Origin of the sequence: Mycoplasma anserisalpingitidis, assembly GCF_007858495.1 — a bacterium.
Classification (GTDB): domain Bacteria; phylum Bacillota_I; class Bacilli_A; order Mycoplasmatales; family Metamycoplasmataceae; genus Mycoplasmopsis; species Mycoplasmopsis anserisalpingitidis_A.
On record NZ_CP041663.1, the window covers coordinates 403,434 to 416,382 of the forward strand.

Here is a 12,949-nt window from a genome sequence, read left to right on the forward strand (position 1 = left end):
TTATACTCCTAACTTTTACCTTTAATAACTTTTGGATCAAGTGCATCATGCACTCCAAGAGCAATGAAGTAAAGTGAAACTGATATACCTAATAAAATAAGTGATGGGAGAAGTAAGATTCAAATATTTTCTCCAGCTTTTGAAACAGCATTAGAAAGAATAGAACCTAAGTTTGCTTCATTTCCTTGGAAGAATCCTAAGAAAGCAAGAGAAGAAACTGAAAGAATAATTGAAGGAATTGCTGAAACAAATGATGTAGCTATTTTTCCAATAATAGCAGGTAAAGCATGTGAGTAAATTAATCTAGGTTTTTTAGCTCCTATAGATTTACTTGCTGTAATATACTCTTCATCTTTAACGGTGATTATATACATTCTAGCCCCACCAACTGAACCGGTTCAACCAGTAAAGATCAATGAGAAACCTAAAACTAAATCACTTGTTCCAAAAACTGATACGAATGTTAAAAGTCAAATTAATGAAGGAGGAGCTGAGAAAATTTCAATTAGACGCATAATAATTGTGTCAATTAAACTCCCTGCATGGAAACCTAAATATGAACCGATCGCAACACCAATAAAGGTTTGAATTGTAGCAACAACAATCGCTAATCTTATAGCTTTTCAAGTACCAATTCAGCTACTTGTTCAAATATCAATTCCGACATTATCTGTTCCTAAAAGAGTTTGAATTTTGAAATTATTATTAGCTTGAAGAGTTTTTGAAATTCAATCAATGATTTGATCATTATTCATAGTTTTAAGAAGTTTGCTTTGATTTTTAACGGCTATTAATAACGAGTCAAAAGCAGCATATGAATTTGGATTAATTAATATTTTTGTGTTTTCGCCTTCAGTAACAAATTTTACAATTCCATTACCACTTGGACCCATAAATTCAACTAAGTTAGAACTAAGTTGTTTATTTGGATCGCTATAAGCTAATTCTTGAGATAAAATGGCAAGAAGTTGTTTAAATCCTGGTTCATTTTTTTCAAGTGTATTAACCAATTTGTTGAATTCAGCCGCTGAAAGATGGGATCTTTCAATACTGATATATTGTGAATCTCATGAATATATTGAAGGAGATAAGTTTTTAACAGCAGAAGTTCCGCTAAGTGTATTAATCACTTTACCATTTTCATCAACAATGTTTATAAATATATTTTTTTCAATTGTGCTATTTTCAGGAAATATTGAAGTAGCATTAACAATAATACTTATTAAAAGAATGGAAATGAATAAGACCAATAAAACTACTGCTAATCAGTTAGTACAAAAACGCTTAAATATTTCGTTAATTAATTTTTTTGGCTTACCAGCAATATTATTTCCGGAATTAGAAGAATTATTATGTCTTACTAATGCTTGTGTTAATGATGGATTTAATTTATATTTATTATTAAATTCATTAGAGTTCATTATAATTCCTCCTTACCTTTGTACATTTTATTTCTATTGTGTTTAATTTTAAGTTTTGTAATAAAGTCAAATCCTGCTGAAGAACCATATTTAATTCTTGGATCTAAGAATGTATATGAAACGTCAACAATAATTGAGGTAAATAATCCTAATGCAGTAAATACCACTGTACTGAACATAATTAAGTTGATTTCACCTTTAGGGAACGCTTGAATAAGCGCTTGCGAAACACCAGGTACAGATCAATATTTTTCCACAATGAAACTTCCACTAAGTAATCCAATGTACGATGGAATAAATACGGCTGCGAGAGGTATTGAAATATTTCTTAATACATATTTAAAGAATATTTCAATATTTCCAATACCTTTTGTTTTCGCGATCAACACATAATTAGATGTTAAAACAGTAATAATTTGGTTACGTGTAAATGATATATATCCAGAAAGAGAACCAAGTACAATAACTAAAATTGGCGGAATTCATGAAAGAATAAAATCTTTTATAGTATAAATTTGAACATGGTTTGAGTTTTCTGGGTTTAAGAATTGTGGTGCTATTCCAAAATATTTTAGCATTAAACTAATTACAATTGGAGCAATTATGAATGAAGGTAATGCAACGAAAATTAAAGTAAATGCATTAATAAATGAGTCAAATAAAGTTCCTCTTTTATATCCAGCAAAAATTCCTAAAACTACACCAATTAAAGCACTAATTATGAATGAAGGTAAACTGATTATTAAACTAAATTTAATATACTTGAAGTAATATTCAGGTATTGTATTTGCATTTGAAGATTTGAAAATTCCTTCATCATATGGTAAACCAAAAGGTCTTTCTCTGTCAAATAAATCACTTAATCAGTAACCAAATCTCAATAATGGATTCATTTTGTTATCAACTCAATGTTCTTTAACTCATGGATCATTTCAATCTGAAATATCATAAGGAATTAAATGATATTTAACAGATTTTTCAAAAAGTGGTTTGGCAATATCATAAATATTTCCTTTATCATGACTACCACCATTTTCACCACCCCCAGAAGTTATTGCATTTTGGAATTCTTTAACATAAGGGTTATCACTGAAGATATCTACAGTTAGATAAACAACAAAAATGATAATCAATAACGTTAAAATCGCAAAACCTAAACGCTGTAGGATGTATTTTGTCATTTTTTCCTTTCTTATTTAAATACAATAAACAATTAGCACTTGCTAATTGTTTAAAACATTATTTATTTAAGGTTTGTTGTTATATTTCAAACATTCATTGGCCCATCACTTGCTGGAATTGTATAGTATGGGTTAACAATTTGTTTAACAAATTTAGAAGCAGAAATTGAACCTTGACCATCAAATGGAATTAATTGAGTATTACCAATTTCTCTAACAAGAGCAACTGCTTGTTCATCAGTTAAACTCTTAGTTTGATAATCCAATCAGAATTCAGCTGTAATTGTATTTAATGAGTCGTAATTTGAGGTTTCTGAATCTGGTATTAATTTAAATTCTTTAGTATCTTTGTTATATGTGTATTGTCCTAAGTAAGAACTTAAGTTGTTTGCATCTTCAAGAGTTAAACTTGGTCATAATTCAACTGGAATTGAAACTCTTTTTGTTTTTGCAAATTCAACAAATGCTAAACCAGCTCTTACTAATTCTGGATAAGATTTTTCTAATTTTTCTTTATATTCATTGTCTGTTGCAACTAGTGCAAAAATAAGGTGTAAGTTAAGGGCGTTATTGTATCCATCAAGACCTGAACCAATATTTTCATAGTCATAAGTTCAACCACTATAAGTTAATGGTGTAATTGATGAGAATCCAGCAAAGAATTTATATAACTTGTCTGTTAATTCTTCATCACTTAATCTTTTTTGTTCATATTCAATTTGTAAACGTCCTTTTTTGTCTAATCTTGTTCATGTATCAACAATTCCATTGTGAGCTTGGTTATAAGCATCAAGCATATTTGAATATCTTCATGGAATTCTAATTTGAACTTTTGTGCTTTCGCTAAATCCTTTTTCTTGGTAAATTCTGTCTAATAGAGCAGTCATTTTCTCGCTTAATTGATCAAAAATAATTGATTGGAATTTTTTGTCGCTTTCAACACCAAATGTTGAGTTGTCTTTTACATTCATAAATTTGGTGTTTTCACCATTAATTTCAAATGTATATCTTTCTCCTGTAAGTGAGTTAACAACGAATGTTTGAGTAACTTCATCATAGAAATCAACTAAAGTATTTGTTGTATTACTACTAATTGGCGATGCATAAGCAAAAGAGTTGTTTCATGGTCTAACTTCGTTATTTGGGTTAATTGTGTTAGAAACAGCACTTAAGTTAAGGGCTGAAAGTAAAATTGTTCTAAATTCCATTCCTGCACCAGTTGTAGATTGTTTTAATACTTCACCGATAGTTAAATAATTTTTAGAAGCTCCATTACTTTCAATGAGTGATTTAGAACTATTAAGTTCTTGAACGCTATATCCATATAAAACATCATAGAATACTGAATCACCATTCATGTAAGCTAATCATGAATTATCACTTCCAGGTAAAGGTGCAAAGTTTCAGAAGTTTCTTCTTGCGATTTGATCTTTATTACCTGATTGAGCATAGCTAAATCCAATTTCTGTTGCTGCTGCTTTAGCATCACTATTTAATTCATTTGTTCTAATGTTTGGAGACATTCCACTAAGGAATTGGTTTGAAATTTTATCAATTCAAAGATTTGGTTCATCAGGTGCTTGAGCGTATTGTTCAGTAAAAGTTTTAATAGTAGAACTATTGTTTACTCATTCTTGATCATGGTAATGTGTATTTACTTTGTAATTTGTTGCGTAAGAGTTAGCATTATATCCTGAAGTGTAATATCTTGATGAGAATAATGTATTGTTAACATTTGTTCCATATCAGAATATTCCTGATTCTCTAACAGCACCATCAGGTAAATTAGCGATTGTATCCTTAATTAAATTTGCATCAGCTTTTGATGATTGAACATAAAATAAATCTTTTTTAGCAGAATTTTCTTTAATATATTCACTTGGAGCTGCTAAAAATGTTGAATCTGTTAAAAGTTTTGGTAAATATTCAGCAAATCTAGATTGTGAATTTGAGTCTAACATATTAAATGTGAAATATGTATTTCCACTAGCATCAGCACTTAGAGATTTTGAAGGATCAATTAAGTCATCAAAAGAAACGTTAAATAATGTAAATAAGTATTTATTATTGAATCCTGTAGGTTTTTCAGATGTAAATGTTGATGGTGAACGATCAAATTGATTAGAAATTAATTTATCTGTTTCGAGAGAACTACCGTTTGAACGTCTAAATGTAGCGTCAGCATAAACTAAAGTTCTGAGTGCACTTATTCTAAAGTCATCAGCAACAACTTTATATTTAGTTTTTTCACCATTTTTATCAACTCAATATTGATTTGGTCTAATTCTAAAACTTAATTTTGTTGATTTTTCTAAATCAGCTGCAAATTGTGCAGAGTTAATTGAACGAGGATTTGAACTGAATCCTTTTACAACTGATGTTGTTCAACCTTTATTTGGATCTACTTTGTCTAATTTATCTTCAACTGAATCAATATCATCACTGTCATATACTTTCTCTACTCCATCAACTGTTAAAATGATTTGATCAGCTAAGTCAAATGACATTTTCTTTACTGATGGTCTTAAAACTGTAATAACTTCCTCGGTTTTAAGCCCTGTAACTACAGTTTTAGTTTTATATAATGGTTTTCCAACATATTCATATTCAAAAAGTTTTCCATATGTTAACTCTGAAAGTGTACCACTAAGAGTTCCTGAAACCATTGAAGATTCAAATGGATATGCTCCTTCAGTGTAAGTAGAGTTAAAGAATTGAGTATAAATTCCATTTTTTGCAGAACTTTGTAATTTGTCTTTTAGATTGCTTGATAAAGAATCAGTAATTTTATCTGCATCTAATTCATTTGTTCAACCTTTATCACCGATTTGTAATGAACCTTCAATATTTTTATCAGTTAAAACTGGTTTGCTTGGTGTATTGGAACTTGGGTTTGAACAACTAGCCGAAAGAAAGGCTAATGGTCCTACTGCTATTGTAGCAGAAGTTAAAAGTAGTCTTTTTTTCATTATTTCTCCTTAATTAAATTGTTATGAAAATACACAATTATTGAAATAAAAAAGTTTTGCGAACTTTAACTTCGCAAAACTTTTGATATATAAATTATAATATCATAAGAATTGTCGAAGTTATAGCACCAATGGTTAACCAAAGAATAAAAATCTTTTATGCTTTTTTATCAACAGTCTTGATTGCCATCAAGAGAGTTTCGGCCTTTATACCCTTTCTATAGTTTCTTAGCACGCCTGCTCCACTATATACTATTGCTAGAGGCTCCTCTATAACTCAATCACAGACACATTTAATAATTGTGTGTCTGTTGCAAATATTTTTTATTTTATTAAACAAATCAGACACAAAACTAAATTCAAATAAACTTATTTGAAATTTTAATCTTGTTAATAATCCGATTCATCATAAATTTCATAACGTAAGTATTATAAATGTTTTTTTATAATTTCAAAATTCTTTTTTTGTTATAGTTTAACTATTTTATTCCAGCTATTTTCATTTTTCTATTAAATATTTCAACATTAGAATCTGTTGAAAATTGAACTTGAATATCTTTCATAGCAGCAACTTTGTCTTTATTTCCTAATACGAATTCAACATTAGCATCTGTTAAATATTTTTCATCCGAAAGAAGAAAATCGATTGTATAAATGTAACTTGAAAGATTGTATCTATTAACTTTTTGGTTTTCATCTCTTAATTTTGTGATAAAAGTCAAATTATTTCTATTAGCAAAAACATCATCATTTGCAACAAAATAATCTTTTAAAAGCATATCACGTGACTCAATGAGTTTATTAATTAATAATTTATCATTTTGACTTAAAGATTTATGGTTAACTGGATTGGCTTTAGGATTAATAAATGCTAATGTCTCAACTTTATTTTTTACATACGAAAGTCCTAAATAAGAATCCTCTGAAGTTACTATATTAACCACAGGTGATTTTTTAAGGGTTGAAACTTTAACTTTAGTTTTAACTACTTGGAAATTATTTGTTTGACCCGCAATTACTTTTGGTTCTTTTTCAACTAATTCATAACCAGCTGGAACATTATTAAAAGTAATAATTTGATCATCTGACATTAAAAATGTTAATGAATAAATCGCTTCACCATTATAAATGTAATTTAGATCAGTTTGTTTTTGCTCTTTTGTTTCTTCATTTTCACTACTTGAATCTGAATTTTCAGGTTGATTTGGAACTTCTGGAGCAACCGGTTGTTCTTGGGTTGAATCATTATTGTTATTTTCAGAAGGATTTGAAGTGGTTTCTTCATTACTACTATTTGAATCTGTACCTTCAGCAGGTGTTTCTGGTTGATTTGGTGTATCAACACTTCCTGTTGTATTATCTACTTCAGGTTTTTCAGGTTGATTAGAAGGTGGAGTCTGAGGATTTGAATCAACATTAGAACCGTCAGAAGGATTTTGATTTTCCACAGGATTAGAAGGTGTTTCTGGTTGATTTGTATTATCACCAGGGGTTTCTGGTGTAGTGGTTTCACCATTGTTTGGTGTTTCATCTTTTGGCTGTTCAGATTTAATCTCTTCTTTATTGTTAGCACAAGAAGCAGACATTGCAAAAAGTGCTGTAGAAGATAATACAGAACCGATTAATAATAATTTATTTCTTACTCTTTTCATTTTTTCTCCTTAATTTATTTCAATAAATCTCTTATTCTTGATTCTAGCACAGATATACTATTTAATTCAGAAAATATCCCCGGTTTTTTATTTCTATCACCTATAATAAATTCTAAGTTTTCTTTAGTTAAATATCCAGGGTCTTTTAACATGAAATCAATTGTATAAATGAATTTAGAAACAAATATAGGGTAAATAAGACTGTCATCTTCAGTTAATTTATTTTTAAATTGATATGCATTGTAATCCTGAAATTGTATTTTTTCAGGTGATTTATAAGCTAAATCTATAAGACTTTTTCTCTCTTTTAAAAGTTCTTCATAAACATACAATTGTTGATCACTTAATTTTTCAAGATAATTAACATTTTCAGCAACTGAATTCACTAAATATTGAACATTAACATTTCGACCATCTTTATTCTCTTTTGCATATGTAATAACTCTATAACTATTCAACTCTTCAGTATTGTTTGAATTTTCAAATGTTGTTGTTGGTGTACTTCTTAATCCTTTTAATGTCTTAATAACTATAGCAACTTCTTCATCTGTATTTGATGTTTCGTTTTTATTACTTTCATCATTAGGCTTTGAAGGTGTTACTGGTTTATTCGTTTCGGGATTTTCAGGTGTTTCTGGTGTTACTTGAGTTCCATCGTTAGGATTTTCAGGTGTTTCAGGTTTAGTTTTATCTTTATTTTCGTTAGTACATGAAGCAGCAATTGAAGTTAATGATAATGTTGCTACCGGTATACTAAAAATACTAATTAATTTAATTTTTGATTTAATTTTCATTTCACCTCTCTTTTGTTATAAATAATAAAAAAGTTTTACGGTTATTATATCTCCGTAAAACTTATGAATATTAATTATATATTTCATATGTTTAACGAAGTTATAGCACCAATGGATTTACCAAAGAATAAAAATCTTTTATGCTTTTTTATCAACAACTCTAATTGCCACTAGAATCATTTCGGCTTTTATACCCTTTTGATAGCGTCTTTGCATGCCTGCTGGGCTATCTACTATTGTTAAAAGCTCCTCTATAACATCTTTAATTAATGGACTTATTATATACTATATTCAAATAAATTTAAATAAAAAATGAGAGAAAACTCTCAAATTTATTCGTATTTTCCTTTTTTTCAATTATTTAACTCTTGATTTGTTGCTAAAATAAAGTGATCATCATTAACCTTTAATCATTCAGGTTGATTAGTTTCACTATAATTATGAATGTTGATATCATACTGATATCCTAATAAACTACCTTTATCACCATGAATTGAAGGTACTGCTTCAAGAAGAGATTTAGTATATGGATGAAGTGGATTGTTCATAATCTCACTAGTTTTACCAACTTCTAAAATTCTTCCCTTATTCATAACTGCAATTCTGTCAGAAATATATTCAACCATTCTTAAGTCATGAGCGATAAAAAGAATTGTTAAGTTGTATTTATCTTTAAGATCATTAAAGATATTAACAACTTGTGCTTGAATTGAAACGTCAAGAGCAGAAATAGGTTCATCGGCAACAAGCAATTGTGGTCTAAGAACTACAGCTCTAGAAATTCCAATTCTTTGTTGCTGTCCACCAGAAAATTCTAATGGATAACGTGGTAAAACCGATTCGTCAAGACCAACAGATTTAAGAATTTCAACAACCAAAATTCTTTTACATTGATTTTCGGTTAATTTTGAAAGTTCTTCTCTTTGGGTTTTTAACTCTTTAAGAGTTTCAACAGCTTTTTCTAAGCCTTTAGTATTAGAAATATCATCTAAGAAATCGACATAAAATGCATCAAAAGCAACATTTTCATTTGTAGCAATTTTATTGTTTAATTTATCTAAATATTCACCATAAAATTGTGGATATTTTTTTTCGTTAATTAAATCATAAACTTGCTTTTGAAATTCTTGATCTTTATTATATAAATATATTTCTTTAGAATTTTTTGTATTTGTAAGTCCCTCAGAAACCACACTTTCAACATTAATATGTGGATTTAAACTGTTAGCAGGATCTTGAAAAATCATTTGAACTTTATTCACCAAAAAGTTAACAACTTCATTATACTCTTTAAGTTTTTTACCGAATTTAAGTCCTCTAGTTAATTTATTAGGAATTTTTCTACCTAATAATTTAATTTCACCAAAACTGTAAGGAACTAATCCTACAAGTGCTTTACCGATTGTACTTTTACCCGAACCAGATTCACCAACTAAACCTAAAACTTCACCTTTATAAATATTTAAGTTTAAATCTACCACAGCTCTAAAAGCTTTTGAACCACGTCCATAAGTAATATCAACGTTTCTTAATGTAACTAACTCTTCTTGGTTTGAATTGTTTTTTAACATCTCTTCAACACCTTTAGTTTGTTGACGAGTTGTTGTATAAGTGATTAAACCAAATTTCTTTACTTTTTCTTCATAAACATTACTCATAATTATTTATCCTTTTTATTTAGATAATTAGTTCACATTTGTTGAATTAATTTTGGTGGTTGGTAACTTTCAGCACGTTCATCAAGTAAGGCTGATTTAACTCTATGTGTTTCAGATTTGTAATAAAATTTTGATTCTTCAATAAAGTCAATTCCTAAAGCATAATCATTTCTAACTGCAAAAGCTTCACCTACAATATTGTTTAAGTTTGAAGGAACACTACCACGAATTGTTGAAAGCCTTTTTTCTTTATTAATATCTGGCATACTTAAAATAAGTCCTCAAGTATATGGGTGTTGCGGATATTCTAAAATCTCTCTAGCTGTACCTTCTTCGATGATTTGACCTGCATACATAATAGAAATGTAGTCAGCCATTGAAGCGACAACACCAATATCGTGAGTAATAAAGACTATTGAAAGTTTAAGTTTATTTTGTAATTCTTTAATAATATCTAACACTAAAGCTTGGACGGTTGGATCAAGAGCAGTTGTAGGTTCATCCATAACTAAAATTTTAGGTTCAAGTGCAACTATAGCTGCTATAACAACTCTTTGAATCATTCCACCACTCATTTCATGAGGGTAAAGTTTCATAACTGCCTCTGGATCATTAATTTTAGTCATTCTTAGAAATTCAACTGCACGTTGGTAAGCTTCTTTACGGTTTTTTACTACCTTATTAAGTAGCATCCCTTCCATGATTTGTTCACCTACTTTCATAGTAGGATTTAATGTTGACATTGGATTTTGGAATACAGCAGAAACAACTGTTCCACGATAATGTGAACGTTCTCATTGTTTTGGAGTGAATTTTTCAACATTATGATTGTAAAGTTTTACTTCACCAGAATCGATTACCGCATTATCACCAGTAAGACCATAAAGTAAACTTGTAATAACTGATTTACCCGAACCAGATTCACCAATAATTGCATGAACTTTTCCTTCATAAATTTTAAGGGAAGGTCCACGTAAAACTTTGTTTTTTTCTCCTGGACGAGCTGGATTAAGGAAAGAGAGATGAATATCTTTAATTTCAGCTGCTATTTTTAATTTTGTTCCATCACTAAATTCTTGATACTCTGCTTGACTATAAAATTCTTCAAGATTAATATTTTTACTATTTCTGAAGTTTTTTAAGTTTTTAACAGTTAAATTATTTTTTAATTCTTGAATTTTATTAATTATTTTTTTATTCATAAAAACCTATCTTTGTCTTCTAAGAGCATCTTGAATATTTGAACCTATTAATTGAACACAGGTTGTGATTAAAATTAAGAATGAAGATGGAACAAAAACATATCTTAAATATGTAGGGAAAACTTTTTGCCCTTCAGAAATCAAGTTTCCTAAAGTAGGAACGTCATCAATTGCTAAACCAATGAAAGCTAAACTGGTTTCAGAAAGAATAACTCCAGGGATTGAGAAAACAAGTTGAGTGATTAAAATAGGTAAAATAACAGGAATGTAATTTTTAAGTATTTTATAAGTAGGTGTACCAAGAACTTTAGATGCACTTACTCATTCAAAATATTTTGCTCTTTTAACTTGTGCTCTGATTTGGTTAGCCATTCCACTTCAGGATGTTAATGAAAGTGAAAATACAATAACTCAGAAACTTGGTGAAACAATAATTGTCATTAAAATAAGAATAATAATTGTAGGAACAACTGAAATAATTTTAATTATAAAGGTCATTATTTTGTCGAATAATTCAAATTGACCCATCATAATTCCGATTGTTAAACCAATAGCTACTTCTATAAAAGTACATACAATTGCAAGAGCAAGTGAATAACGAAGACCTCATCAAAGTCTAGCTCAATAATCTCTTCCGATATCGTCAGTTCCTAAAATATGGTAAATTCCGTGATCATCAGTTTGATTAAAAATTAAGTTTTTAGCATCAGTGTATGAAGCATTAGGATCTTGAGTTGTAAATGGGATTATTAATGATAATAAAATCATCATAAAAATAGTAATAACAGCAAAAATTCCGCCAAAACCATGTGCAAAACGGTAAATGAATTCCTTAAAAATTTTTGTTTGAGCTCCAAGATGTAAATCATTATGATAATCAAAAGTTTTTCCTATTATTTTTCATGCTTGATATTCAAATGGTTTAGTTATTGGATTAGGAGCAAGATCTTTGTTCATGGTATTAGTAGGACCAAGATCTTGACGATGTTTTATTTTTTCAAATCATTTATCAAATCTTTTATTTGCCATAACTATTTACCTCTTCTTCTAATTCTTGGGTCAATAACTTCATAAAGAATATCACGAGTAGCATATGAAAGAATTGTAAGAATTGCGAACATAACAATTAAGAATAAAATAACATTATAGTCTTTAGTTTGAATAGCTTGTAATAAAGTAGCACCTGAACCAGAGATAAAGAAGATTTGTTCAATAAAAATACTTCCGATAAATGAACCAAATATAACAGCAGGGAAGAAAGTAGCGATTGGGAAAAGTGAAGGTTTAAGAGCATGTTTTCATACAAAACGATTTTTACTTAAACCTTTTAAATAAGCAAATTTTGCATGTACTGAATTTAATTCACGATTTAATTCGGTTCTAATATATTTAATATAAACAATAATACTTCCGAGTGAAAGTGCAAATCCAGGAAGGATATATGTCATAAAGTCCTTATCATTAAAAATGTATGGCAATCCAACAAGTCTACCAACAAAAACAAGCACTAAAGCAAAAATAATCGAAGGAACTGAAGAGAAAATTGAAACTAGAACTGTTGATACTCTATCAACAATACCATTGGGGTTTTTTCCAACTCAAATACCAATACTAATACCTATTACAACTGTTAAAAATACCGATCAAATTCCAACTAAGAATGATTTATAAAATCTTTCTCAAATAAAATCATTAATCTCTCTAGCTGGGAAAAGTGAAAGAGAAACTCCAAAATCCCCTTTGAATAAATTAGATAAATACATAAAGTAACGTTCGATAATTGGTAAATTTAATCCATATTTAGCTTCAATAGCTTCTTTAGCTTCTTGATCTAAACCTGCTGTAATGGTATTTGAACCAGGAACTGCATTTATTAAAAAGAATGTGATAGAAACAACTATAACTCCAATAATGAAGAATTCAACGATGATTTTAATAAACTTAAATAAAATGTTTAATAGTGGTGAGTCAATTGCTAGTAATTTTTGTTTTAAACTAAGTTCTTCAGTTCTTTTATTAGTGAAGAAAACTAGATTTTGGTCAATTTTATTTCTTTTATTTTGTTTCATTTA

Annotated in this window: 9 protein-coding genes and 2 riboswitches; all 9 genes read right to left on the reverse strand. The window is 28.8% G+C overall.

What is annotated here, in order from left to right:
* Positions 1–8: 8 nt before the first annotated feature.
* Positions 9–1,421, reverse strand: coding sequence for an ABC transporter permease (locus tag FOY43_RS01525; protein ID WP_146308808.1), 1,413 nt, complete (start codon positions 1,419–1,421; stop codon positions 9–11).
* Positions 1,421–2,602, reverse strand: a complete 1,182-nt coding sequence (locus FOY43_RS01530) for an ABC transporter permease (RefSeq protein WP_146308809.1) — start codon at positions 2,600–2,602, stop codon at positions 1,421–1,423. The genes FOY43_RS01525 and FOY43_RS01530 overlap by 1 nt, the downstream gene beginning before the upstream one ends.
* Before the next feature lie 62 nt (positions 2,603–2,664).
* Complete coding sequence (locus FOY43_RS01535) at positions 2,665–5,571, reverse strand: OppA family ABC transporter substrate-binding lipoprotein (RefSeq protein ID WP_146308810.1); 2,907 nt, start codon at positions 5,569–5,571, stop codon at positions 2,665–2,667.
* A 115-nt stretch (positions 5,572–5,686) separates the two neighbouring features.
* A riboswitch (Lysine riboswitch) is annotated at positions 5,687–5,852 on the reverse strand.
* A 198-nt stretch (positions 5,853–6,050) separates the two neighbouring features.
* Positions 6,051–7,223 (reverse strand): hypothetical protein, encoded by a 1,173-nt coding sequence (locus FOY43_RS01540; protein ID WP_146308811.1) that lies wholly within the window; start codon positions 7,221–7,223, stop codon positions 6,051–6,053.
* A gap of 14 nt (positions 7,224–7,237) precedes the next feature.
* Complete coding sequence (locus FOY43_RS01545) at positions 7,238–8,017, reverse strand: Vmc-like lipoprotein signal peptide domain-containing protein (RefSeq protein ID WP_146308812.1); 780 nt, start codon at positions 8,015–8,017, stop codon at positions 7,238–7,240.
* A 95-nt stretch (positions 8,018–8,112) separates the two neighbouring features.
* A riboswitch (Lysine riboswitch) is annotated at positions 8,113–8,279 on the reverse strand.
* Positions 8,280–8,349: 70 nt separating this feature from the next.
* The gene (locus tag FOY43_RS01550; protein WP_146308813.1) at positions 8,350–9,675 is read right to left on the reverse strand and encodes an ABC transporter ATP-binding protein; all 1,326 of its coding nucleotides are present in this window, start codon (positions 9,673–9,675) and stop codon (positions 8,350–8,352) included.
* A gap of 2 nt (positions 9,676–9,677) precedes the next feature.
* Positions 9,678–10,877 carry an ABC transporter ATP-binding protein gene (locus FOY43_RS01555; protein ID WP_146308814.1) on the reverse strand — a complete coding sequence of 400 codons (1,200 nt, stop codon included), beginning with the start codon at positions 10,875–10,877 and terminating at the stop codon, positions 9,678–9,680.
* Positions 10,878–10,883: 6 nt separating this feature from the next.
* Positions 10,884–11,906 carry an ABC transporter permease gene (locus FOY43_RS01560; RefSeq protein ID WP_146308815.1) on the reverse strand — a complete coding sequence of 341 codons (1,023 nt, stop codon included), beginning with the start codon at positions 11,904–11,906 and terminating at the stop codon, positions 10,884–10,886.
* 2 nt (positions 11,907–11,908) lie between these two features.
* Positions 11,909–12,946 (reverse strand): ABC transporter permease, encoded by a 1,038-nt coding sequence (locus tag FOY43_RS01565; RefSeq protein WP_146308816.1) that lies wholly within the window; start codon positions 12,944–12,946, stop codon positions 11,909–11,911.
* Between the last annotated feature and the right edge of the window lie 3 nt (positions 12,947–12,949).